Source organism: Pelatocladus sp., from assembly GCF_059505505.1.
On sequence record NZ_JCACKS010000191.1, the window covers coordinates 22,346 to 47,813 of the forward strand.

18 protein-coding genes are annotated in these 25,468 nt (G+C 37.8%); 17 read left to right on the plus strand and 1 reads right to left on the minus strand.

Annotated features, from left to right (window positions below):
* Nucleotides 1–428: 428 nt before the first annotated feature.
* Nucleotides 429–1,820: a response regulator gene (locus tag AC5JMK_RS14375; RefSeq protein ID WP_096677192.1), complete on the minus strand. Its 1,392-nt coding sequence runs from the start codon at nt 1,818–1,820 to the stop codon at nt 429–431.
* Between the two features lie 601 nt (nt 1,821–2,421).
* Here AC5JMK_RS14375 and AC5JMK_RS14380 point away from each other — a divergent pair.
* The 17 genes from AC5JMK_RS14380 to AC5JMK_RS14460 all read left to right on the plus strand — a co-directional run bounded on the left by AC5JMK_RS14380 (nt 2,422) and on the right by AC5JMK_RS14460 (nt 25,389).
* A complete protein-coding gene (locus AC5JMK_RS14380; protein WP_096677193.1) occupies nt 2,422–3,096 on the plus strand; it encodes a vWA domain-containing protein in 675 nt (224 codons plus the stop codon).
* Nucleotides 3,097–3,147: 51 nt separating this feature from the next.
* The gene (locus AC5JMK_RS14385) at nt 3,148–3,930 is read left to right on the plus strand and encodes a PP2C family serine/threonine-protein phosphatase (RefSeq protein WP_096677194.1); all 783 of its coding nucleotides are present in this window, start codon (nt 3,148–3,150) and stop codon (nt 3,928–3,930) included.
* A 63-nt stretch (nt 3,931–3,993) separates the two neighbouring features.
* The gene (locus AC5JMK_RS14390; RefSeq protein ID WP_096677195.1) at nt 3,994–6,174 is read left to right on the plus strand and encodes a tetratricopeptide repeat protein; all 2,181 of its coding nucleotides are present in this window, start codon (nt 3,994–3,996) and stop codon (nt 6,172–6,174) included.
* Nucleotides 6,175–6,659: 485 nt separating this feature from the next.
* Nucleotides 6,660–7,433: a glucose-1-phosphate cytidylyltransferase gene (gene rfbF / locus AC5JMK_RS14395; protein ID WP_096677196.1), complete on the plus strand. Its 774-nt coding sequence runs from the start codon at nt 6,660–6,662 to the stop codon at nt 7,431–7,433.
* Between the two features lie 70 nt (nt 7,434–7,503).
* A complete protein-coding gene (gene lhgO, locus AC5JMK_RS14400) occupies nt 7,504–8,715 on the plus strand; it encodes an L-2-hydroxyglutarate oxidase (protein ID WP_495910409.1) in 1,212 nt (403 codons plus the stop codon).
* Nucleotides 8,716–9,017: 302 nt separating this feature from the next.
* Complete coding sequence (locus AC5JMK_RS14405; RefSeq protein WP_096677198.1) at nt 9,018–10,046, plus strand: NAD-dependent epimerase/dehydratase family protein; 1,029 nt, start codon at nt 9,018–9,020, stop codon at nt 10,044–10,046.
* Nucleotides 10,047–10,208: 162 nt separating this feature from the next.
* A complete protein-coding gene (locus tag AC5JMK_RS14410) occupies nt 10,209–11,183 on the plus strand; it encodes a glycosyltransferase family 2 protein (RefSeq protein ID WP_096677199.1) in 975 nt (324 codons plus the stop codon).
* A gap of 261 nt (nt 11,184–11,444) precedes the next feature.
* Complete coding sequence (locus AC5JMK_RS14415) at nt 11,445–12,728, plus strand: glycosyltransferase family 4 protein (RefSeq protein WP_495910410.1); 1,284 nt, start codon at nt 11,445–11,447, stop codon at nt 12,726–12,728.
* A 58-nt stretch (nt 12,729–12,786) separates the two neighbouring features.
* Nucleotides 12,787–13,338 (plus strand): dTDP-4-dehydrorhamnose 3,5-epimerase, encoded by a 552-nt coding sequence (gene rfbC / locus AC5JMK_RS14420; RefSeq protein WP_096677202.1) that lies wholly within the window; start codon nt 12,787–12,789, stop codon nt 13,336–13,338.
* Between the two features lie 135 nt (nt 13,339–13,473).
* Nucleotides 13,474–14,787 carry an NAD(P)H-dependent oxidoreductase gene (locus AC5JMK_RS14425; protein ID WP_096677203.1) on the plus strand — a complete coding sequence of 438 codons (1,314 nt, stop codon included), beginning with the start codon at nt 13,474–13,476 and terminating at the stop codon, nt 14,785–14,787.
* Between the two features lie 1,092 nt (nt 14,788–15,879).
* Nucleotides 15,880–16,980 carry a glycosyltransferase gene (locus AC5JMK_RS14430; RefSeq protein ID WP_096677204.1) on the plus strand — a complete coding sequence of 367 codons (1,101 nt, stop codon included), beginning with the start codon at nt 15,880–15,882 and terminating at the stop codon, nt 16,978–16,980.
* 24 nt (nt 16,981–17,004) lie between these two features.
* Nucleotides 17,005–19,233, plus strand: a complete 2,229-nt coding sequence (locus tag AC5JMK_RS14435; RefSeq protein ID WP_096677205.1) for a GumC family protein — start codon at nt 17,005–17,007, stop codon at nt 19,231–19,233.
* 138 nt (nt 19,234–19,371) lie between these two features.
* A complete protein-coding gene (locus AC5JMK_RS14440) occupies nt 19,372–19,572 on the plus strand; it encodes a hypothetical protein (RefSeq protein WP_495910411.1) in 201 nt (66 codons plus the stop codon).
* A 533-nt stretch (nt 19,573–20,105) separates the two neighbouring features.
* A complete protein-coding gene (hepC, locus tag AC5JMK_RS14445) occupies nt 20,106–20,855 on the plus strand; it encodes a heterocyst development glycosyltransferase HepC (protein WP_495910412.1) in 750 nt (249 codons plus the stop codon).
* Between the two features lie 302 nt (nt 20,856–21,157).
* Nucleotides 21,158–23,005 (plus strand): heterocyst formation ABC transporter subunit HepA, encoded by a 1,848-nt coding sequence (gene hepA, locus AC5JMK_RS14450; RefSeq protein WP_096677207.1) that lies wholly within the window; start codon nt 21,158–21,160, stop codon nt 23,003–23,005.
* Nucleotides 23,006–23,146: 141 nt separating this feature from the next.
* Nucleotides 23,147–24,121 (plus strand): glycosyltransferase family 2 protein, encoded by a 975-nt coding sequence (locus AC5JMK_RS14455; RefSeq protein ID WP_096677208.1) that lies wholly within the window; start codon nt 23,147–23,149, stop codon nt 24,119–24,121.
* A gap of 293 nt (nt 24,122–24,414) precedes the next feature.
* Nucleotides 24,415–25,389 carry a glycosyltransferase family 2 protein gene (locus AC5JMK_RS14460; RefSeq protein ID WP_096677209.1) on the plus strand — a complete coding sequence of 325 codons (975 nt, stop codon included), beginning with the start codon at nt 24,415–24,417 and terminating at the stop codon, nt 25,387–25,389.
* Nucleotides 25,390–25,468: the final 79 nt, after the last annotated feature.

Below are 25,468 nucleotides of genomic sequence, written 5' to 3' on the forward strand. Positions count from 1 at the left end.
GTTTGACAAGGCTGGTTTTGCTTCCGAGATAAGTAATGCTACTATACAACTATAAAATCATCTTCTACAAATCTAGAATTTACGCAAAACTATACGCCGTAGCAATACTGCTTGATTAAAGATTTTTCGCTACCATTTTGGGCATGTAGAGACGTTGGACTGCAACATCTTTATTCATTATTTTATTTTTAATTGTATGAAATAAAATTAAATTAATTTTAAGTATGCGAATTTAAACTCTATATTTTTTGACTTCTGAATAAAATTATTAAGTAAGTTGGCGGGAATAAACCTAATCATGTTACGAAAAGTAAACAAGCCTAAAACCCTTACTAATGACCAATGACATAGACGCGCCTTCTTCGGCTTCAAGGTAGAGTATAACAAATGACGACTTCAACGAGTTAGCTTTATTTGTGCCGATTTACTTACGTTAAATGCATAAATACCATTTTGAGTAAATCTGCACGAGTAAATGGCTTTGTTAAATATCCCGATGCTCCGACAAATTTGGCTCTGACTTTATCTACAATTCCCTTACTTCCTGTAACCATCACAATCGGAGTCTCTTTAAACATCGAATTATTACGAATGATTCGACATAATTCATAACCATCAATTCCTTCCATATTAAGATCCAATAAAATCAAGTCTGGTTTATGTCTAATTACTGCCATGACTGCTTTTAGTGGATCACTGATGGTAACTACCGAAAAGTTTTCTTCTTCTAAAAAACGGCTAATTTCTCTAAGAAATGTTGGACTATCATCTATAGAAACAATTTTATATTTTTTGCGGATACTGGTAGGAGCAGGATTAGCTTGTTGCAGATTTGGGTTAATGTTAATTGGATTTGTGAATTCTTGTAGTTTTTTTCTTCTTGCTTGAGTAACCTGTGATATTTCTCCAGAAGTGGTTTGAGCTTCTGTACTACTATTTTCTACCGAAGATATGTCTACTAATTCTTGATTATTTAATAAATTTATCTGATTATTTTCTACTACTTGTTCAAAGGTTTTAGGTAGTTTATCAAAGGGCGGATCTGGTTCATGTAATAAAATTGCACCATTTAAGATGTATGGATACAGCGTTTTCAGCACATGGATTTCATCTTGGTTCATAATCACTGACAGATGACGTAGGCTAAAACCTTTCATCCATTCACTAAGATTCTGCTGGATTTCTGGTAAATCTGTTTGTGAACTTAAGGTTTTAACACGCAAGTATGGACGCTGGTACGGTGATGAAATATGCGGTGCGAAAGACTTCCAATCTTGCAATCTGCCTTGACAACGTTCTAGCAGTTTTCCAACATCAAGTCTACAAATAATTGGCATCCGCTCTGGATTTTCTTTTAATTCATAATTACCTTGTTTGATTAATATAAATGATTCGATTACTTCTTTTGCTAATTCTTGAAGTAATACGGCTGCTTGAGTAGGGTTGAGATGTTTTTGACTTACTAGCCAGCAAATAGCCTGATATTCATAAGGTCGTTGATCACTAATAGATTCTTCGGAAATGGAACTATCGACTTCTGTTGACTGAGCATAATAATCTGGTTCAAATAGTAGACGTAATTGAATACGAATTTCACTGTTAAGGGTGGGGATTCGATGACTGAGGCGACGCAAGTGACGTTCTAGTCTATCGAAGGGTTCAATGGAATGGGTAGCAAATATAATTTTGCCTTGATCAAGAAAAATAGACCAGGTAACTGAGTTACTCAGCGCTTGTAAATGAGTACTATCAGAACAGTTGGATAATTGTCTTAACAAACTTAGGGGACGTAGATTTGTAAATGTGCCGTAATTATTCATTTCCTTGGAGAATTTACGGAAAAATAGCAGTTTTTTTGGGCATTCGCATTCTTTGGCAAGTTTTGCATTTTTTTATTTCTAATTTCTTTGCAAAAATATTTTTCGACTTGTCATGTATATCTTACAAGCTATAAAAGCTACTCTCAGGAGAGTTGTTAATTTTTGTATAGGTATTGCAACAAATTTTTGAAGTTTTTGCTTTGAGTTCTGCTGTCTTTTGATAGAGTTTCCATCAACAATGATGAGAATGCTAATAATGTTTAATTACTTTTACCCAAAAAATGAATCTTCTACATGAAATCTTTAAAATATCCCACCAGCTTCAGTTACGCAGTTATTGTATTCTATAAAATATACGTATAAGTTATTTTAAATAAGCTTCTACAGTCAATGCAAAGCCTTAGTAACTTCTCTTTTACAGCACTAACTCTTAAGGAATACTTTTGACAACTTTTATGTAATTTGGGTATTGCTAATTGTTTAATAACTAGTAAACTATCTAAAATCCAAAAGCGTCTAGGTAGTCTTGCAAACCTAGAAACTATATACTTTTGAGAGCAAGGAAAATAGTAGTTTGAAGTTTAATATAACACAAACAGTTATGACCGATACGTTAAGACTTGATGAAGTAGTTGAATTTGCTGAGAACCCAGAACCACGTTGTCCTTGCGTATTACTACTTGATACGTCTGGCTCAATGCAAGGAATGGCAATCAATGCATTAAATGAAGGATTACTGAGCTTTAGGGATGAATTAATTAAAAGTTCCTTGGCTTCCAGAAGAGTAGAGGTAGCAATAGTTACTTTTGATAGTCACATCAACATCGTACAAGACTTCGTGACTGCCGATCAGTTTAATCCACCGATACTAACAGCACAGGGACTAACGAATATGGGTGCTGGTATCCATAAAGCTTTAGACTTAATTCAAGAACGCAAAGCTCAGTATCGTACCAATGGTATTGCTTACTATCGTCCTTGGGTATTCATGATTACTGATGGAGAACCACAAGGTGAAGCAGATAATTTGGTCGATCAGGCCGCAAAACGACTGCAAGCAGATGAAGTTAACAAACGTGTTGCTTTTTTTACGGTAGGTGTGGAAAATGCTAATATGGCACGTTTAAGTCAAATAGCTGTACGTACCCCCCTAAAGCTAACAGGATTAAACTTTGTCGAGCTGTTTGTCTGGTTATCTGCCAGTATGTCAGCGGTTTCTCATTCTCAAGTGGATGAGCAGGTGGCACTACCTCCGATTGGTTGGGGTTCTGTTTGATGTAAGATTGCATATTTTGTACTTACACAGCTGTTGGAATATTTAGAGTGTATGAAAACTTCAACAAGGACACCTCAATGGCGGGTAGTAGCTGCATCAGTATGTGGCACAAGCCATTTTAAAAATAAGCAGCTGTGTCAGGACGCTCACCACTTTGTAATCTTGCCTGAGAATGTCTTGGTGGTGTCAGCAGCTGATGGTGCAGGTTCAGCGATTTTAGGGAAAGTTGGAGCAATGGTTGCAGCAGAAACAGCAGTAGCTACTATCTGTGCTCATCAGCAAGTTTCTCGGCGTACTTTAGTAGATGATGCTTTTGTGCGATCGCTCCTAACTGACGCCATGCTAACCGCCAGAAAAGCAGTAGAAGCAGAAGCTGTTGCTTGTAATAAACAACCCCAAGATTTAGCAAGCACCTTAATCGTTCTAGTTGCCACACCCGAAAATGTAGCAGTAGCTCAGATCGGCGATGGTGTAGCAGTAGCAAAGGATACTCTGGGCAACTTGATTGCCTTAACTATGCCTGATAATGGGGAATACATGAACGAAACCACTTTTTTGGTTTCTCCCACTGCAATGGAAAAAGTACAAGTGAAACTATGGCGTCAGCCAGTCGTCAACATTGGTGTTCTCACTGATGGATTGCAGTTGCTGGCGATGAATATGGCTGTAAGCGCACCTCACAAACCTTTCTTTTTTCCTTTATTCGATTTTGTCGCGAGTGCCGAGGACAAAATCATAGCCAAAGAGCAACTCGTAAAGTTTTTACGCTCAGACAGGATTACCCAACGTACAGACGATGACTTAACGCTGGTGATAGCAGCATTAACTGATTAACTAAAATTAGCAATAGTATTGCTATTTAAAATTACATACACCTTCCCTAACATTAAATATATCATGCAGGTACTACGTTGTCTTCCCAACCAACAAATTTCTCACCTTAACCTCTCTGTCAGTTTAGGACGTGGCGGTGAAGCTTGTATTTACACAGTGCCAACAGATGCGAGTGCAGTCGCCAAGGTTTATCACAAACCATCTGAGGTACAGGCACGAAAACTGGAAGTGATGCTCACTCACCCCCCAGAGAACCCAACGGCTAGTTTAGGACACATTTCCATTGCTTGGCCAACAGAACTTTTGCGAGCAGCAGATGGCAGCGATCGCATCGTTGGCTTTTTAATGCCTCGGATTCGGGGAATGCGTCCGATTATCGACTTTTACAACCCCAGAACCCGGCGACAACATTGTCCTTTATTTAGCTATCAATATCTGCTCCGCACTGCTCGCAACTTAGCAGCAGCCTTTGCAGCTTTACACGCCAGTGGCTATTGTGTAGGTGATGTGAATGAGTCCAATATTCTTGTGAGCGACACAGCCTTAGTTACAGTCGTAGACACAGACTCATTCCAAGTACGCGATCCTGACAATGATTTTGTTTATCGTTGTCCGGTTGGGAAACCAGAATTTACCCCACCAGAACTACAGAATAAAACCTTTGCCAAGTGCGATCGCGCTGTACCCCATGACTTATTCGGTTTAGCAGTCCTCATCTTCCAACTGTTGATGGAAGGTACTCATCCGTTTTCTGGTATCTTCCAAGGTGCAGGTGAACCACCACCCTACGAAGCACGCATCGCAGCGGGTCATTTTACATATAGTCAAAACCGCAGCGTACCTTATGTTCCTACACCAATAGCTCCTCCTTGGAAAATTCTCCACCCCAGCTTGCAGGAACTATTTTTACGTTGTTTTGAAGATGGTCATAGCAACCCTCTGTTGCGTCCTAGCGCTCAAAGTTGGGTATTGGCTTTGGCAGAAGCTGAAGATGCTTTGATAGGCTGTAGCACTAATGCACAACACCGTTACAGCAGCCACCTAGAAATTTGTCCCTGGTGCGAACGTAGTCTTCGATTAGGAGGGCGCGATCCCTTCCCATCTCCACAGGTAATAGCTACAAGAGAACACCTCAAACCTCGTATTTCCACGAGAAGGCGTTCTACCCAAACTCGCCGTTTTCCACAACCCGCAACTGTTTCCTTCCACCAAAATAGCTATTACACTCCCATAGCCCCACGTCAGGTTAGTATTTATAGACGCTCTAATAGGTCTGGATTGTATTCTGTGATTTTTGCCTTGCTTGGTATTGGTACGTTTTTCTATCTGGACTTAACTAAGAATCTAACCAGTAGCTATCTACGCAAAGATTCTTTAGCTCAACAGAGTTTAATTGAATCTCGTGACCATAATCTGAATCTGAGTTTTGCAGATTATTACAAACAAGGTCATGCTGCTTACAAAGTCAAAAATTATGAGCAAGCAATTGAGAACTTTACCTTTGCAATTAAGCGACAACCTGAAAACCCTAAAGCCTATGTAAATCGGGGCAATTCTCACTATAATCTCAAAGATTACGACGCCGCGATCACTGATTATAATCAAGCAATAAAAATCAACCCAAAAGAAGTAAAAGCATATGTCAATCGTGGCAATGTCTATTACATGCAAGCTGAATATAGCACTGACCAAGATAAAAACTATAATTTAGCTCTTGCTGATTTGAATACTGCCCTGCGTTTAAACCCCAACGAAGTAGAAGCTTATATCAGAAGGGGTATTGTTCGCGCTCAAATGGCTAAATATAGCGGAGACTCTCAGGTAGATTATCAACAAGCGATCGCTGATTTTCATGAAGCAATCAATCTTAGTCCATCCAGATCAGAAGCTCACTATCAATTGGGCCTTGTCCGCTATCAAATAGCCCAATATAGTAGCAATTTTGAACAAGAATATACCAAAGCAATTGGTGACTTTAGCAGAGCATTAAATATCAATCCACGATTGTCAAAAGTTTATCTGAAGCGAGGAATTGTTTACCATGAACTTGCTCAATATGGTGGTAACGAATCTCGCACCAATCAGAGTAAATCAGTAAAAGATTTGCAAATGGCTGCTAAAATTTCTCTTGAGCAAGATGATCAAGAAAGTTATCAACAAGCATTAAGCAGTATTTGCATAGTTGTGGAAAATAAATGTGACACTATGTTCCAAAATGCCAGCTTTTCACAACAATCTCGTTAAGAACAACTTAAAAATAACTATCAAATAGCTGCTGATTTGATTTGGAGAGAGCAAAAACTTTTCGACGCAAACGGCAGCTATGATCTAAGTTGTGAAAAAATAATTATTGAAACACGTAGACACTAAGACACCAAAAAATTTCCATTTGCCAGATTTGCACTTTGAAAGGGCTGCTTATAAACAGTTATTATTTTGGCTATATAACCTCTTCAAATAGATATTTATTTGCACTGCTTTATGCTATATATTTTCTGTTTTGATTCTTATTTTATTCAAAAACTTTATTACTCTGATTGCTGCTAGCTTTTCAATTTTTTTACACATATAAGCAGTTAATTTACCTGGTCTTCACACTGTTATAGAAAAATACGGTTAGATTGTATACTGAGAAAAATAACAATAAACAGTGTTTTGTCATAGTGTCAAACATTTGAATCTGCGTATCTATATAAATTTATCTACCTAAAACTTTTAGAGGCTATTGCATGAAAGCAGTGATTTTGGCTGGAGGACTAGGTACACGCATTAGCGAAGAAACCAGTGTCAAACCGAAGCCCATGGTGGAGATTGGTGGTAAACCAATATTGTGGCACATAATGAAAATTTATTCTGCCCATGGAATTAATGATTTTATTATCTGTTGTGGTTATAAAGGATATGTAATTAAAGAATACTTTGCTAATTATTTTTTACACATGTCAGATGTGACGTTTGACATGCGTTTTAATCAAATGAATGTACATTTAGGTAATGCTGAACCTTGGCGTGTCACTCTGGTCAATACAGGTGACAACACCATGACTGGTGGTAGATTAAAGCGAGTCAGAGAACATATCGGGAATGAAAGTTTTTGCTTCACCTATGGTGATGGTGTAAGTAACGTAAATGTCACCGAACTCATTAAATTCCACAAGGAACAAAAAACATTAGGAACACTCACTGCTGTGCAACCACCCGGACGCTTTGGTGCAATTATCTTGGGAGGTGAACAAACCAAAATCAGTAGTTTTCATGAAAAACCTGAAGGAGATGGCGCTTGGATTAATGGCGGCTTTTTTATTTTAGAACCAGAAGTCATCAACTTTATTGCTGATGATTCTACTGTCTGGGAAAAAGAACCATTAGAAAAGCTGGCTGGGATGGAACAGTTGTCTGCTTTTAAACATGACGGTTTTTGGCAACCAATGGATACTCTCAGAGATAAAAATTATTTAGAAGATTTATGGAAAAAGGATAAAGCGCCTTGGAAAGTATGGTAGGGATTCTCAAAACTATATTTATGAGAAACCAATTCATAATTACTTACTGGTGACAGAGGCAATAAAACCGATGTACGATTTTGCAATTATAGGTGGAGGTATTGTTGGTCTTTCCACCGCTATGGCCTTAGGTAAAACCTATCCCAATGCGAAGATTTTAGTTCTGGAAAAGGAAAGTCAATGGGCTTTTCATCAAACTGGCAATAATAGTGGTGTGATTCACTCTGGTATCTACTATAAGCCAGGGAGTTTCAAAGCAAAATTCTGCCGTGATGGTTGCCAGTCAATGGTAGAATTCTGTCAAGAGCATGGGATTGATTATGAAGTTTGTGGTAAGGTAATAGTTGCTACCGATGAAAGCGAATTACCAGGCTTAGAAAATCTGTATAAGCGTGGTTTAGACAATGATATCAAAGTCAAGAGAATTACTCCAGAGGAAGTCAAAGAATTTGAACCTCACGTTACCAGTGTAGGTGGAATTTATGTATATTCAACAGGTATTGCTAATTACAAGCAAGTTTGTCTCAAGTATGCGGAGATAATTACTCAACAAGGAGGAGAATTACAACTCAACACAAAAGTTGAAAAAATAGTTCCCAGTGGTAATCGTCAGGTATTAGAGACAAATAACGGGAGTTTTGAAACTCGTTATGTAGTTAACTGTGCTGGTTTACATAGCGATCGCATTGCTAAATTAGGTAAAGTAGATCCCCAAGCAAAAATTGTACCTTTCCGGGGAGAATACTACGAGCTAGTTCCAGAAAAACGCTCTCTCGTCAAAGGTTTGATCTATCCAGTTCCCAATCCTGACTTTCCCTTCTTAGGCGTTCATTTCACCCGGATGATTGATGGTAGTGTCCACGCTGGACCGAACGCAGTTTTGAGTCTGAAACGGGAAGGTTATAAAAAGACTGACTTTGACTTACGTGATTTTGCTGAAGTAATGACCTATCCTGGCTTTTGGAAGCTAGCAGCTAAACACGCAGACGAAGGAATCAAAGAAATAATTCGTTCCTTTAGTAAAGCAGCCTTTACCAAAAGTTTGCAAAAACTAATTCCAGAAGTGCAATCAGAAGATTTAATTCCTACCCATGCAGGAGTTCGCGCTCAAGCATTGATGAAGGACGGTAAATTGGTAGATGACTTTTTGATTATTCATGGTCAAAATACAGTTCATGTATGCAATGCACCTTCTCCAGCAGCCACTTCCTCTATTGAAATTGGTAAAGCCATAGTTGCTCAAATTCCCCAACCACAGCATCTGCAAACCACAGTCGCCTAACTACAAAATGGATTGTTGGTGTGAGGGTGGAATCAGAGTTAAGGGTGTTGTCCGAGTTACTTGAAATGTCAAGTGAGTTTTGAGGGTTTGTAGTCAGCACTAAGCGTGTTGAGAAATTCGGGTGTACTACTTCGTAAAACTCGTATAGTAGTCCTGACTACAAACTTTATTGACAAACAAGTACTCAAGCAGCTATCAACGAACATATTCCCTACTTCCAAAGAAGCGGTAATAGTGTAATTTGCTCAATTTATGTGTAAACGAAATCAAAATTAATCTATCAACACAAAGGACTTTTAGAAATGAAGATTCTCGTCACAGGAACAGAAGGTTATCTTGGCTCATTATTACCTCCTTTGTTGATTCAAAGAGGTCATGAAGTTATTGGTGTAGATACTGGATTTTATAAAGTAGGTTGGTTATACAACGGTACTGAATTTACAGCTAAAACCCTTAACAAAGATATTCGTCACATTACCTCCGAAGACTTGCAAGGTGTTGAAGCAATAGTCCATATGGCGGAACTGTCTAATGACCCAACTGGACAACTTGCACCTAATATTACATATGATATTAACCACAAAGGTTCAGTCCGTCTTGCGAAACTAGCAAAAGAAGCAGATGTACGTCGATTTGTCTACATGTCTTCTTGTAGTGTTTATGGCGTCGCAACTGAAGGAGACGTCACCGAAGAATCTGCTGTTAATCCTCAGACAGCTTATGCAGAATGTAAAACATTAGTAGAGCGAGATGTCAAACCACTTGCTGATGATGACTTCTCTCCTACCTTTATGCGAAATGCTACTGCTTTTGGTGCTTCTCCGAGAATGCGCTTTGATATTGTTTTAAATAACTTGTCAGGTTTAGCATGGACTACTAAAGAAATCAAAATGACAAGCGATGGTACACCTTGGCGTCCGCTAGTTCATGCGCTAGATATTTGTAAGGCTATTGTCTGCACCCTTGAAGCTCCTCGCGATATTATACACAATCAAATTTTTAATGTCGGCGACACCGCCAATAATTATCGAGTTAGAGAAATTGCTGAAATTATTGCGGATGCTTTTCCTGGATGTCAATTAAGTTTTGGTCAACAAGGATCAGACAACCGTAGTTATCGAGTCTCTTTTGAGAAAATTAATACCATCTTACCCGGCTTTAAGTGTGATTGGAATGCACAACTAGGTGCTAAACAATTATTTGATTTGTTTACCAAAATTGACATGAGTGAGGAAGTCTTCTTATCTAGAGGTTTTACTCGCTTGAAGCAACTAGAATATTTGATTCGTACACAGCAAATTGACAAAGATTTCTTCTGGGCTAAATATTAACTAGATAATTTGATTGGCAAGATACATTTCTTGCAGATTCAGAATTAATTAGCTTTGATGAATCTGCAATTTTGCCAATCATTTTTTTGTATAAATTTCAGACTCGGTGTGTCTCTCAAGAATCGCATGGTAAAGGCTATACCTCATCGATAACAAACAAATATGGATACACTACTGACAATAGCAATTCCTACTTATAACCGTGGACACTTACTTGATCAGCAACTGGCTTGGTTAGCTAAAGCAATTGATGGTTTTGAGTCTGAATGTGAAATAATCGTTTCTGATAACTGTTCAACAGATAATACACAAGAAGTTATTCAGAAATGGTTTCCGAGTTTTCAAAACACTAAATTTCATGCCAATAGAAATAGTGAAAATCTTGGCGTGATGAGGAACATTGCTTATTGTATAGAAACAGCGCAAAGTAAATATATCTGGACAATAGGGGATGACGATCCTATACAGGAAAGAACACTTGCTTACGTAGTCAAAAACATTAAAGAGCATCCAGAGTTATCATTATTAATTCTTAATTTTTCTTGCCGTCATGAACCTACTGGCAATTTAATCTATCAACGTTGCTATCAAATTGAGAATGAACAAGTATGTTCTGATGGTAAGGCTGTGTTTCAACGCTGTATCCAAGAAAATCACTCTGGAGTTGGCTTTATGACTGCACAAGTCTATAGAAAAGATTTGGTACAGCACGCTGTGAAAAAATGGTCAACAGGTGTGAAAAATATGGAGGCACAAGTCTTTTGGACTGCGTATTGCGCTGCTCATGGAAGTGTAAAAATCACCAAAGAAACCTATGTTGAAAGTTCTTTCGGTAGTAGTCACTGGATGCGTGAACCAAAAACACTTCTAAAAATGCAATATATTGATTTACCTTTCCTTTATGTGAAATTAATGGAGGCAGGATACTCTAATTTGTTTTGTCGGAAATTGGTTTTAAAGCATTTTTTAAAAAATAACTGGAGAGTTTTTTTAGGAGCATTGAGAAGATGGCCTGTTCTAGCAATGACTACGATTCTTCCCTATTTAAGCTTAGTCAGTATCTCTGCTGTGGAAGTCGTTATACCTGCTAGAGAAAAAGAAGTGGCAGTCATTAATAATAATGATAATGAATTATGAATAAATTGCTGACTATTAACAATTCGTACATATCTTGTTGAGCTATAGATTAGTAATAAGCTTTGCAAGCCCACGCTATCTAAGGTTTTAAAATTGTACGAATTCGCAAAATTAATTGTTGAATCTGGTGTTTTCAACTAAAAATGCCAGATTTATCAGAACGTGTTTGATTGACTTAAGAAAAAAATAACTTTTAAGTTTGAAGAAATAAAAATCATGACAAAACTTCTATAATCTAGTTAGTCCTCTGAGTTTTATTTTATGAAAATCCTACAGATTAATTTGAGTGATCATGCCATAACAGGAGGAGCTGGAATTTCCATGTACCGACTCCACAGTGGTATGATAAAAAATGGTTTTGAATCAAAGATATTATGCTTGTTTAAACAGCTAGGAACTTCAGAAACTATTAAGTTAGAACGTTCTCTGCCAACAAGAATTATTGAAACTATTTTGATGAAACTTGAATTTGAACTTGGATTAAATGAAGTTTCTAGAGTATTTACTACTCTCGATATGAAAAAAGATTTTGCTTATTGCGAAGCAGATGTAATTACATTACATTGCATTCATGATAAGTTTATCAGCTATCTCTCATTTCCTGATATAACTAAAGAAAAGCCCATCGTTTATTACATGCATGATATGTGGGCATTCACTGGACATTGTCACTACAGCTATGAGTGCGATCGCTGGAAAATTGGCTGCGGTCAATGTCCAGATCTTGAAGTTCCAGGTTACATAAAAAGAGATAACACCCGTTTGGAATGGAAGCTGAAAGATTGGGTTTACAAGCATTCAAATTTCCACATTGCGGTTCCTAGTAAATGGATGTACAGTCTTGCTCAGGAAAGTATGCTTAACCGCTTTCCTCTTCATCATATTCCCTATGGGCTTGATACTGAAGTTTATCATCCGATCAATTCAGAACATTGTCGTTCTGTATTAGGAATTCCCAACAAGAAAAAAGTTTTAATGTTCAACGCACTTAGTGTCAAAGACAATCGCAAGGGTGGTGATTTACTTTTAAAGGCTCTAGAAAAGCTACCAGAATCTTTAAAGTCTGAAATTTTGCTTTTGACAATTGGTGGGGGTGACGGATTCTCTCAAAATATTGGCATACAAACTATTAACATGGGTTTTATCTCTAGCGAAAGTTTTAAAGCTATTCTTTATTCTGTGGCTGATTTGTTTGTTTGTCCAACTCGCGCTGACAATTCGCCTTTAGTTTTGTATGAAAGCATGGCTTGTGGTACTCCAATGGTCAGCTTCAATGTTGGTGGTGTTCCTGATTTAGTTCGCCCTGGGATCACAGGACTTCTTGCAGAAGCTGAGAATGTGGAAGAACTTACCAATTGCATTGTACAGTTGTTGGAAGATAACAATCTCCGAAGTTCTATGAGTCAACAATGTCGCCAAATAGCAGTCGAGGAATATTCTTTAGATTTATATGTCAAAAAATTCATAAATTTATATAATCAGGTGCTGGAAACAGATATGATTATTTCTGAAAAACAAACTTGTATGTCAGTAAATACCAACTAATTTTCTGACGGAAAATTTTTTATTTCTCGTCCTAAATATTGATTTAAGGAGGTTAATCATGATTTTCACCAAAACAGAACTGAAAGACGCATACATTATTGATTTAGAAGAAAAGCATGATCATCGTGGTTTTTTTGCTCGTACTTTCTGTGCTCAAGAATTTGAAGCACATGGTTTAAAGCCAACTGTTGCTCAATGCAATCTTTCTTTCAATCATAAAAAGGGAACCTTGCGGGGAATGCATTATCAAGTTCCCCCAGCCGCAGAAACAAAGTTAATTCGTTGTATTCAAGGCGCTATCTATGATGTCATTATTGATATGCGTCCCGAATCTCCCACATTTTTACAACATTTTGGTGTAGAACTAAGCGCCGAAAATCATCGAGCTTTATATGTACCAGAAATGTTTGCTCATGGGTATCAAGCACTCACCGATAGAGCAGAAGTCACATATCAAGTTGGTGAGTTCTACACTCCAGGTTATGAAAGAGGTCTACGCTATAACGATCCTTTCTTTAACATCAAATGGCCTTTAGAAGTGACAGAAATTTCTGAAAAAGATTTGAATTGGCCTTTAATGTCAATGATGACTGTTGGTGGTTCTAAATAACAAAAATTATATTTGGTGTGGATTCAAAGTAGGAGAAAAATCATTTTTTACCTATCGATCACCGACACACACAGATAGATACAGATAGATTTCGCGTATGTATTTAAAAGATAACAAAGTAGGAGTTGTAGGTAAATGATTATTGTTGATAGCGCTTTAGCTGCTCGTGCGGAAGCAGGCAACCCCGTAAAAGTCGGTATGATTGGTGCAGGCTTTATGGGTCGCGGAATTGCTAATCAAATTGCTAACTCTGTTCCTGGTATGGAGTTAGTAGCGATTTCTAACCGCAATGTTGATGCAGCAAAACGAGCTTATTCAGAAGCGGGGATTGAAAATTTTCAAGTCGCGAAGACTGTGACTGAATTAGAAGCTGCGATCGCCAGTGGGGGTTATGCTGTCACCGAAGATGCGATGTTACTTTGCCGTGCAGAAGGGATTGATGCCTTAATAGAAGTTACTGGTGCTGTGGAATTTGGCGCTCATGTGATCACCGAAGCGATCGCCCATCGCAAGCACGTGATTATGATGAATGCTGAACTTGATGGCACCATCGGTTCTATTTTGAAAGTGTACGCTGACAAAGCTGGTGTGATTCTTTCCGCCTGCGATGGTGATCAGCCAGGGGTACAAATGAACCTCTACCGCTTTGTGAAAAGTATTGGTTTAACTCCTCTATTGTGTGGTAATATTAAAGGTTTACAAGATCCATATCGTAATCCCACCACCCAAGAAGCATTTGCCAAGCGCTGGGGACAAAAAGCGCATATGGTCACTAGCTTCGCCGACGGTACAAAAATTTCTTTCGAGCAGGCGATCGTTGCCAATGGTACAGGTATGAAGATTGCCAAGCGGGGAATGCTGGGATATGACTTTAATGGTCACGTTGATGAAATGACCAAAATGTATGACGTTGACCAACTTAAAGAACTCGGCGGTATTGTAGATTATGTAGTTGGTGCTAAACCAGGACCAGGAGTATTTGTCTTTGGTACTCACGATGATCCCAAGCAACAACATTACCTCAATTTGTACAAGTTAGGTGAAGGGCCACTGTATAGCTTTTATACTCCTTACCACCTCTGCCATTTTGAAGTGCCATTATCAGTGGCTCGCGCAGTTCTATTCCAAGATTGTGTGTTGACTCCCTTGGATGCTCCCATTGTTGATGTTGTCACCACTGCCAAAATTGACTTGAAAGCAGGAGAAACTTTGGATGGCATTGGCTACTACATGACCTACGGACAGTGTGAAAACTCTAACATAGTCCAAGAGCAAAATCTCTTGCCAATGGGTTTAGCTGAAGGGTGTCGTCTGAAACGAGATATTTCTAAGGATCAAGTTCTTACCTACGATGATGTGGAACTACCAGATGGTAGACTTTGCGATCAACTCAGAGCTGAACAAAACGCTTATTTCGCTTCTTCTAAAACCTTGACAGCTGTTGGGTAATTATGTCAAGTACCATATAGGTATAGCACCGCTATTTTTTAGTGAAGGGAGAAAGCGATAGATATTTATCCTTTCTCCCTTCGCCTTTAACCTTTTCAAAAAATTAATTTACTATAGGCTGAATAAAGGTATGAGTAACTAGTTTTTTTATATACTCGCTGTCTTAATTAAAAAAGTGGTATATTGAATATTTATTGGATTCTTCGCAACAAGTATAAATTTAGACATTGTTGATATGAAAAATCACTAACTGATAACTGACTGTTGTACTCAAAATGCGAGGTGAGCTAAACTTGCCTAATTTTACCCATAAGAATGAATATGTTTTAATTTTCTCCTGTGGTTCGGTTCAAGAGAAAAGACTGATCTCATTTGCCGCTTTGCGATCGCATAACTATATGGGCGTTTCAAAATTTTACCACTTATCGAGTACTTGATGAGATTTCTTAAATTTACAGTTTAATGAAATATCTGCGAAAATAATAAAAATTTATAATGAACGCATGTATCCTTAGTGAATACGCTATTCAGGATAGTGTAAATTGGGGTATCTCGTAATTACTTGCTTCCAAAAATTAAATTTTTCGTAAACGAGATCATATATTACTAAACTTTTGCTCTATTTTCAAGGAAAATTTTGATATGAGCGCGTTAAAAACGCTAAAAACGCTAATTAATAAATCACTGATGCCAAATATTAACAAATTACCACTCAGGTTAGTTGACAAATCAGCAATAAACTTATTGAAAAATTTATCGAATTGCTCAATAAGTAACAATACAGGTAAAAACCATCATATATCTTTATTTTGTAGACAAGTAGGATGGGTCTATTGTTTGGATTCAGAGATTAAGTCATACAAACCCTTAACAAACCAATAGCTTATTGTTTGTGCAGTCTGCAACACTTCATCATAAATTTACAAAAATCGGAATTCACAGAGAAGTTTTTGAAAAATTAAAAAATATTTCAGGATTTTCCTGTTTACAGATTGTATTAAAGACGTGTCTATAAACAACAAAGCGTGAGTATGGTGTTAATAATTAATTTTTTGATTACTGCCGTTATATAGAGTCAATTTACAAAGAATTATGAAAGTAGCTTTAGTACATGATTACTTAACCCAGCGAGGCGGCGCCGAAAGAGTCTTTGAATTGCTTTGTAAACGCTACCCTCAAGCAGATATATATACCTCTTTGTATGACCCCCAGCAAACAATCGACTTGGGTGAACGGATTGTCAACACAACTTTTTTGCAAAATATTCCTGGTGCTGCAAAATATTTTCGCCTGATGGCCCCTTTTTATTTTCCAGCCTTTCGTGCTTTAGACTTACAGGAATATGATTTGATTATTAGCAGTAGCACAAGTTTTGCTAAAGCAGTACGGAAAAATCCTTCAGCCAAGCATATTTGCTTTTGTCATAACATTACTCGGTTTTTATGGGATACAGAAACATATTTACGAGAGTACGGAGATTATAGATATTTTGCTCCTCTAATCGAGCAAGTGTTTCAAGTGATGAGAAAGGTAGATCTTGCATATGCACAAGAACCAGACCTTTACATAGCAAATTCCAGCGTTGTAGCTCGTCGTATTCAAACTACTTACGGTAAAAAAGCTATTGTTATTAATTATCCTATTGATACTAGTAAGTTTGTTTTCACAAAATCTAAAGAAGATTATTATCTAGCTTCGGCTCGGATGATTAGCTACAAACGTCTTGATATAATAGTGGAAGCTTTTAATTGGCTGGGATGGCGATTATTAATATCAGGGAATGGTCCAGAGCGAGAACGATTACAATCAAAAGCTCTTAGCAATGTAGAGTTTCTCGGACACGTCACAGATAGCCAACGTACGCAATTATTCGCTAAAGCTAAATCTATCATAGTAGCCGCTCTAGAAGACTATGGATTAGTTCCAGTAGAGGCTAATGCTAGTGGAACACCAGTAATTGCCTATGGGGCAGGTGGAGTATTGGATACTCAAATACCCGGAAAAACTGGAGTGTTTTTTAAAAGGCAAACACCTGAATCTCTTCAAGCAGCTCTACTAGAAGCCAAAGCAATTCATTGGGATTACGAAGATATCCGTAATCATGCAGTGGCAAACTTTTCAGAGGAAGCTTTCTTTAGTAAAGTTGAGCAAGTTGTTGATCAAGCTTGTAATTTAAACAGTTCACTAGTTTGACTTGTTAGCTGAGGAATAGTAAACGTGATTCAATCCAGTCTGAGTCCCCATGTAAATCCAGTTAATGAAACAGAACCGGGTTATGGGCAAATTTTCGCGGTTCTCATCCGCAGACTTCCTTGGTTTTTAGTAGTATTTGTCACCTGTATTGCTGGTGCAGCTTTAATCACGAAAAGAACACCACCAACATACAAAAGCTCAATGCAGCTGTTAGTAGAACCTAACTACAAACAAAATACACAAGAAGCAACAACAGGAGGCAATTTTACTGATTCCAACGTTGTTGTTGATACTGCTACTCAGCTTAATATTATGCAGAGTTCGGCGCTTATTCAAAAAGCAGTTGATAAACTCAAGGCTGAGTACCCAGATATAACAACCGATCAGATTCAGAGAGCTTTGGTATTAAATCAATTAAGAACAAAAGAAGACAATCTTGCTACCAATATATTTCAAGCTGATTATACCGATACAGATCCAAATAAAACAGAAAGAGTTCTAAATGCAATCAGACAAGTATATTTGGAATATAACAGACAGCAACAAGCCGAGCGTTTAAGAAAAGGTCTAAGAGTTGTACAGCAACAGTTAAGAGACACTCTAGAAGAAGTAAATAAAGCAGAAGCAAACTTGCAGCGCTTCCGCAGAAATCAAAATTTAATTGACCCAGAAGCACAGGCAAAATCTCTAGAAGACAATTTAAATGCTATTCTTCAAGATCGACGTACAACTCGCGCTCAATATGAAGAGGCTAGAGCTCGTTACGCATCTTTGCAACAACAGTTGCAGAGTACTCCACAGAATGCTCTTGTAGAAGCGCGTCTGAGTCAGTCTACCCGTTACCAAGGACTACTCAACGAAATTCAAAAAACACAATTGGCTTTAGCGCAGGAACGTTTACGTTTCACCGATCAAGCTCCCAGTGTGATTAAGCTAGTAGAACAACTCCAAAAACAGAAGGAGCTATTGCAACAAGAAGCAGGAAACACTTTGGGAGGACAACAGAGTAATGTCAACTCCCCAGGAGGTGGTCTCCTCAACCAAGGACAGCAGAGTCAAATTGACCTTACCCTTGCTAGTCAGTTAGTAGAAACTCAAACAAATTTACTAGCTTTGGCAGCTCGTGACCAAAGTTTAGCTAACAAGGAACAACAAGTACGCGATGAACTCAAAAGCTTCCCTGCTAAGTTAGCTGAGTATAGTCGCTTACAACCACAAATCCAACTTGGTCGTGAAAGATTGCAAGAACTGCTAAAAGCACAACAACAGTTACAGCAAGAGCTTGATAAAGGAGGATTTAACTGGGAGGTAGTGGAGCCGCCTCGTAAGGGTATTTTTATGGGTCCCGACCTCAAACAAAATCTGATGCTGGGTGCAGTTGTTGGGCTGATGTTAGGAGGTGTTGCTGCTTTTATTCGTGACGCATCTGATGATTCTGTTCATACGACTGCTGAATTAGAAAGGCAGACTTCTTTACCTGTATTGGGAAGCACTCCCAAATTACCACCTGCCAAAACTAGAGAATCAGTCTTCAAATTACCATTTGGAAAGCCAGAGGTGCTTGCACCTTGGACAATTCAAGTTTTGCAATCTCCTCCACGTTGGGAATCGCTGGATCTGATTTATAAGAATATTGAACTTTTAAATTCAGTTTCTACCTTCAAATCTTTAATGGTCACTTCAGCATTACCTGATGAAGGTAAGTCAGGTTTGGCTTTAGGTTTAGCAATGAGTGCTGCTCGTTTACACAAACGAGTGTTACTCATTGATGCTAACTTACGCTCTCCCAACTTGCACAAACAACTCAATCTTCCCAACGAACAAGGACTTTCTACTTTATTGGTGAGTGAGTCTACTTTACCCAATCAAATTAGTATTCCTTCGGCAGGTTCATCCTACATAGATATTTTGACGGCAGGACCCGCACCAGCTGATCCAGCTAATTTGTTGAGTTCCCCTCGCATGGAAGAACTGATGGCTGCTTTTGAAGAGAGTTATGATTTGGTAATAGTAGATGCTCCTCCAGTTCTTGGCTTAGTTGATGCCCTACTCACAGCTTCAGCTTGTCGAAGTGTGATCATGGTAGCTAGCATTGGTAGAGTGACAAGGACTCAACTGGCACAAGCTACAGCTATGCTCAGTAGATTAAATCTAATTGGTGTTGTGGCAAATGGAGTATCAGATTCTGGTAGTACTTATGTACCTTATGCGAAACAACACTCACTAGCATTGCAAAGAGCAATGGAAGAATAAAGTCAATTAGAGAAACAAAGATAAAAGTTAGCGCTACTCCGATGAAAGTAGCGCTAACTTTTTGTATAAAATAATACAATCAACTTGGCTTGTAAAAATCTATCCATATCTGTCTACAAATAGGCAAAGAGAATGCAGATGGAACGAATCGCGGTTTATGTTCTGCCTATATCAAACTTCAAAAGACTTACCGATTGCTCAGTTTGGCATGATGTTCGCAGTTACAGACATATACCTAACCTAAATATGGCTAAATATTATCAAGCAGTTACCAACCCCATACCCTTAAAACCTTTTTCCCAAAGCCAAAAGTTTAAACGAGCCTTTGATCCAAGCTAAAAAAATTCTACATTCTTTGGCTGAAATTATATTTGCTCGTAATAATTAAATTTCTGTGAATTTCCCAATATATGTAAACCAAAAATCATTTCTAGGTATTACAGCAGAGGAAATTCATAGTAACTTAATATTTTTTTGTAAAAAACGCAAGCTCCTTAAAGAGTGAATAAAGAATTTATTTGAACGACCGCTATTTTTACTGATTCTTATATCCTAGATATTGAAGCACATTAACTCAAAAAATCAAAGTACAAAATGAGAAAAACATCAAAATAAAAATCTAACTAGTTTTTAGATATATCTAACAAAAGAACAAATATCTCTAAAGTTATTATAAATATCACTCTCTTCAGTCAGGAATTTAATAAACAAGATGTGTAGATACTTATACGATAATTTATCAATTTATCTTGTTTACTAAAATCACACTCAAGTTTGGCTCTAAAACAACAAAGTAAAGAAGATCAGATTCTTTGGCGTAAAAGCTTTTGATATCAGATTAGGAATCTACCATACTTATAAGTATAAAACATATGATTACTTCAATAATCTCAACACTAGACAACTGCTACACTACAACTCAACAACACAAAGGCGATCACCACCCATACTGCACACTTGTATGGCGGCGAGATCAGTTGTTAGTCAAGCCTCTAGGAAAAGTAAAGCAACCCTATCTGCCTGTATTAGATAATGAGCAATCATTAGCAGAGTGCTTGAAACGTTCTTCAGTAAAGTTAGTTCGTATCGATCCAAAACTAGGTGAAGCGAAGCTAAATTTTTGGGCGAATGCCTGTGAACAAGCATCAAAGCCTATATACTTACGCGTAAACTCTAGCAAAAAGTACCATACATCAGAAAGTACTTTCTCGAAAGTCTTAAGAGGACTGATAGATTGGATTGTAGCCTTATTGTTGTTGTTAGTTACAAGTCCAGTCGCATTTGTATTAGCATTGTCAATGCATTTATCTTCCTCTGAACCTGTTTTACACAGAGAGTGGCATGTTGGCGAACGAGGCAAGTTATTTCGGGGATTTAAATTTCGTACCACGTCAGTGAGTAGAAAAACAGGATTGCACAATCTGCCATTGCTACTAAATGTAGTGCGAGGTGAAATGAGCTTATCAGGACCCCGTTGCTGGACATTGACAGAAGCACTAGAATTAAGCGCTAAAGAACAACAACAGCTAAATCAACTACCTGGAGTTGTGGGTTCATGGCAGATAGAAGAAGCAGAGTCTAATCAGTTGATTCTGGATTCGGCAAATAGCTTCGAGATGTAATATTTACATATTTGCTGGTCTATGTAGAGTAGGATGATTACATCCTACTCATTCATTACTACATATAAAACAGGGGTCAACGACCCAAAATTAAGTCGCTGATGTTCTCCAGCCCAAGGTTTTATGAAAACTATCATATAACCGATAATTCCGAGCATGATACAACAAAGCGGATAAATCCTGGGACTCAATTGCGTTTTCTAAAATCTAAAATTGTTTGACCCTGTTTTTTATTTATGACTTGCTTGATACTTGCTTTATGCTATCTTGCTAACACTCCAGAAGTTGTATAAAAAATAACTATGCCCCGAAAAATATCTCTACTTACCCGTAGATTACTGCAAGCTACTAGTTTTTGGAAAAACAACAGCTTCATTTTAAGAGAGTTTAAGCACTTTCGACGGCTGGTAATTGCTGCTTTGGTATTCTCGTTTTTAGCGGCAACTTTTGAGGGTTTCGGTTTAGGTTTTTTACTTGCTTTTTTACAAAGTTTAACAAGCCCAGATGCCGAGCCTGTAAGAACAGGGATTCAATGGTTTGATGTCTCGATTTTAGGGGTTAACACCTCTGCTACTGAACGATTATATAGAATATCCGCTCTCATTATCTTCACTACTTTCATACGTATATCTCTTAGCTATACTGCTCAGGTTTTCAACCAGTTTTGTGAAGTCCATTTGGCGGATAATTTATGTAAACGCATTTTTGAACAATTACAAGCTCAAAGCTTAGTTTATTTTGCCAAAAAGCGATCAGGTGAATTAATTGATGTTCTCACAACTGAAATTTTAAGGGTCAGGCAAATTTTTGGAGGTTTAGCTTTCCTGACCACTAGAACTTTAACTTTACTTATTTATTCTATATCACTATTTGTCTTATCATGGCAGCTAACAATAGTTTCATTTTTATTATTTAGTCTTGTAGCTGTTGGTATTTCCACACTAAATAAACGAATTAGAGAAATTAGTTTTGGTATTTCTATCGCTAACGGTAAATTCACTTCAACAGCTTTAGAGTTTATTAATGGTGTCCGCACAGTCCAAGCATCTTCGACTCAAGACTTTGAGCGGAAAAGATTTTATCAATCTAGTGAAAGTGTCGTCCAAGCATGGAAAAAGAACTTTTTAATTTCTAATATTCCTAAACCTGCTGCGGAAGCTTCATCGACAATGATCATGATTGGCATGATTATTTTTGTCACTACTAGTGAATTCATGCAGATCGGTGAATTATTGACTTTCTTCTTTGTGCTGTTTCGGATTATTCCAATTATTCAGGATCTCAATGGCACAACAGCATTTATCAGTAGTCAAGGAGGAGCAATAGATAATATTCAAAATTTACTGAAACCTGATGATAAAGTTTACTTTCAAAATGGCAAAATTGAGTTTCGAGAATTACAAAGAGCAATTGATATAGTATCTGTAGATTTTGGCTACGATCGCGAAAGTTTAGTATTGCATAACGTCACCCTTTCTATAGAAAAAGGCAAAATGACAGCACTGGTTGGATCTACAGGTGCTGGAAAATCAACTCTAGCTGATTTGATCCCTCGCTTTCACGATCCCACAGAAGGAAAGATTTTGGTAGACGGAGTTGATGTTCGAGAATTTGAGATTGATTCTTGGCGGCGAAAAATGGCTGTAGTCAGTCAAGATACATTTATTTTTAACACCTCTATTCGTAACAATATTGCCTACGGTACACCAGGGGTAACTCAAGCAGAAATTCGAGAAGCTGCACGTTTAGCCAATGCACTTGAATTTATAGAAGAAATGCCCGAAGGTTTTGATACAGTATTAGGCGATCGCGGTGTACGATTATCTGGAGGACAAAGACAGAGAATTGCCATTGCCAGAGCTTTATTACGCAATCCTCAAATTCTGATCTTAGATGAAGCCACAAGTGCTTTAGATTCCGTCACCGAGAAGTTGATTCAGGAATCTCTGGAAAAACTTTCTGTTGGTAGAACAGTGATTGCGATCGCTCACCGTCTTTCAACAATTGCCAAAGCAGATAAAGTCGTTGTGCTAGAACACGGTCGTGTTGTAGAACAAGGCAATTATCAAGATTTGCTAGAACAACGTGGCAAACTCTGGAAATATCATCAGGCGCAATACGAATCTAATCAGGGAACTTCTACTAGTTAGTTTTGATCTGCCTCATTATACATGAGGCTTAAAATCGAAACTAAGTGTTGATTGTTTAAAATCAGCCGCAATCCTACTAAAAAGGTTGCGGACAATTTAACTAACTTATAAACCTTTAACTCTCAAATTTATACAACTAAAATGTTAGTCTCCGTAATTATTTCTAACTATAACTATGCTCGCTACCTACCTGCGGCAATAGAGTCGGTTTTGGCACAGACTTATAAAAACTTTGAAATCATTGTTGTCGATGACGGTTCCCAAGACAACAGTCGTGATGTAATTAACCAATACGAAGAGCGATCGCCAGATCGAGTCAAAGGTATTTTTCAAGCCAACCAAGGACAAGGTGCTGCATTTAACACTGGATTTGCTGCTGCCACTGGTGATATCATAGCCTTTTTGGATGCTGACGATGTTTGGAAGCCCAATAAATTACAACGCATTGTTGAGGTATTCCAGGACTCAAATACAGTCGGTGTCATGCATCTATTAGAAAGTATTGATGCCGAAGATAAATTATTAGACAAAAATTACACACGTGGGCGAGTTCCCAATATAGAATTAGCAAAATTGATCCTAGATACAGGAAACTCTTGGTGCTATCCTCCCACTTCTGCCTTAGCTTACCGTCGCATTGCCTTAACAAAAGTCATGCCAATTGACACAAAAACTTGGCGATTATGGGCTGATGGCTGTTTGATCTATTGCACTGCCTTTTTAGGTAATATTAAATACCTTAAAGAAGTATTGGGCAGTTATCGCTTACATGGTAAAAATTATCACGCCAGTAAGCTAACTCAGACATTCACCAATGAAGACCACGCAAGTTGGCAAGCTGCAATGGAAACAACTAATCAAGGAGTCAATGCCTTTTTAGAGCGTATAAATTATCCTGCTAGAGTCAATTTGATGCGGAACCTTGACTACCGACGTACTATTTATTACTGGCAAGGCAAATGGAACGTTGTAGAAATGCTACTAATTATAGGTATCATTTTACGCTATCCTTTTTACAATTTCCAAGAACGGGTATACTTTCTGTTTAGATTCATAGTCAAGAGTATAGACTTTTTAGTTCGTCCGAAGTCACCGTTAGAAAAAGCTTCAATTTAGGATTATGTAAGATACATTTTGATATTCCAGGTGTAACTACTACTCCACCACACAAAATATACTTAGTTTGTAGTAAGTGGCTTTAGCCCTTAAATTAGCTATTTAGAAAAGGCTAAGGGTTTTAGGCTTGTTTACTTTTCGTAACATGGTTAGGTTTATTCCCGCCAACTTACTTAGCTATTTACTGAATAAAGAGGTGAGGACGGCTTCTCGCTTATTCTTATTAGATAGTGCATTATCTTTATTACGAAAAACCACAACTACTAGTTAATTTATATACATCATTCCAAATCATGAATATAAATTCTCAATCAGAAACACCTTTAGTCAGCATTATTACACCTACTTACAATCGTCCAGACTACTTAAAACAAGCTTTGATGAGTGCTACTCGTCAAAGCTACCAAAATATAGAAATTATTGTTTCTGACAATTGCAGTCCGGAAAACCCCCAAGCGATTGTGGAATCTTTTAATGACCCACGTATTCGTTTCTCACGCAATCAAACCAACTTAGGTATGCTCCCTAACACCATCAAAGCTTTTCAAATGGCACGGGGAAAGTACGTTGCGGCTTTGCTTGATGATGATTTATGGGAAGAAAACTTTTTAGAAAAGCTTGTTCCCCCATTAGAAGCAAATCCGAATTTAGTACTCGCTTTTTGTGATCATTCCGTCATTAATGCCGATGGCACAATTGATGATTACCTAACAGAATACTGTTCTCAATTATTTAAACGGGCAAATTTACCCGAAGGTATTTATCAACCTTTTTACAAAATTGGGCTGGTGGATCAAGCCATAGCCTCTGCAATGGCTGCCGTAATTCGTAATGATGCCATAGATTGGGATAGTATTCCTTCAGAAGTTGGTGGTTCATGGGATGTTTATTTAACTTATTTGTGTTGTCGTACAGGAATGGGAGCCTATTATTGTCCTCAAAAATTAACTAGATATCGTAGGCATGACCAAACGGAAACAGTGCAAAGCGGTAGGCTTAATTACCAAGCAAAAATCCGTAAATCTGAGGCAGATATATTTTGCTTAGAGAGATTTATGGAAGATGAAAATCTCCAAGACTTTAAAATCTATTTTCAACAGCAATGGGTAAAAGTCAGCACAAGTTTAGGAATTGGCTTAATGCGAGCTGAACAAACTAAACAAGCACGTCCTTATCTTTGGCGTTCTTTACGTCAACAGTTTAATTTACGGACTATAGCAGCCTTAATGGTGAGTTTTACTCCTCCAAAAATAGCCGCTAAGTTTTAAAAGACAGAAATATTTAAAGTTATATCCCCACGGGCTTTTCGCCCACGAGGGAATGAAATATCATAGACGCGCAAGTGGC

What these genes read in the sequence shown, in the direction of transcription:
- AC5JMK_RS14375 (WP_096677192.1), bottom strand. Translation starts at nt 1,820, where the DNA reads ATGAATAATTACGGCACATTTACAAATCTACGTCCCCTAAGTTTGTTA.
- AC5JMK_RS14380 (WP_096677193.1), top strand. Translation starts at nt 2,422, where the DNA reads ATGACCGATACGTTAAGACTTGATGAAGTAGTTGAATTTGCTGAGAAC.
- AC5JMK_RS14385 (WP_096677194.1), top strand. Translation starts at nt 3,148, where the DNA reads ATGAAAACTTCAACAAGGACACCTCAATGGCGGGTAGTAGCTGCATCA.
- AC5JMK_RS14390 (WP_096677195.1), top strand. Translation starts at nt 3,994, where the DNA reads ATGCAGGTACTACGTTGTCTTCCCAACCAACAAATTTCTCACCTTAAC.
- rfbF (WP_096677196.1), top strand. Translation starts at nt 6,660, where the DNA reads ATGAAAGCAGTGATTTTGGCTGGAGGACTAGGTACACGCATTAGCGAA.
- lhgO (WP_495910409.1), top strand. Translation starts at nt 7,504, where the DNA reads ATGTACGATTTTGCAATTATAGGTGGAGGTATTGTTGGTCTTTCCACC.
- AC5JMK_RS14405 (WP_096677198.1), top strand. Translation starts at nt 9,018, where the DNA reads ATGAAGATTCTCGTCACAGGAACAGAAGGTTATCTTGGCTCATTATTA.
- AC5JMK_RS14410 (WP_096677199.1), top strand. Translation starts at nt 10,209, where the DNA reads ATGGATACACTACTGACAATAGCAATTCCTACTTATAACCGTGGACAC.
- AC5JMK_RS14415 (WP_495910410.1), top strand. Translation starts at nt 11,445, where the DNA reads ATGAAAATCCTACAGATTAATTTGAGTGATCATGCCATAACAGGAGGA.
- rfbC (WP_096677202.1), top strand. Translation starts at nt 12,787, where the DNA reads ATGATTTTCACCAAAACAGAACTGAAAGACGCATACATTATTGATTTA.
- AC5JMK_RS14425 (WP_096677203.1), top strand. Translation starts at nt 13,474, where the DNA reads ATGATTATTGTTGATAGCGCTTTAGCTGCTCGTGCGGAAGCAGGCAAC.
- AC5JMK_RS14430 (WP_096677204.1), top strand. Translation starts at nt 15,880, where the DNA reads ATGAAAGTAGCTTTAGTACATGATTACTTAACCCAGCGAGGCGGCGCC.
- AC5JMK_RS14440 (WP_495910411.1), top strand. Translation starts at nt 19,372, where the DNA reads ATGGAACGAATCGCGGTTTATGTTCTGCCTATATCAAACTTCAAAAGA.
- hepC (WP_495910412.1), top strand. Translation starts at nt 20,106, where the DNA reads ATGATTACTTCAATAATCTCAACACTAGACAACTGCTACACTACAACT.
- hepA (WP_096677207.1), top strand. Translation starts at nt 21,158, where the DNA reads ATGCCCCGAAAAATATCTCTACTTACCCGTAGATTACTGCAAGCTACT.
- AC5JMK_RS14455 (WP_096677208.1), top strand. Translation starts at nt 23,147, where the DNA reads ATGTTAGTCTCCGTAATTATTTCTAACTATAACTATGCTCGCTACCTA.
- AC5JMK_RS14460 (WP_096677209.1), top strand. Translation starts at nt 24,415, where the DNA reads ATGAATATAAATTCTCAATCAGAAACACCTTTAGTCAGCATTATTACA.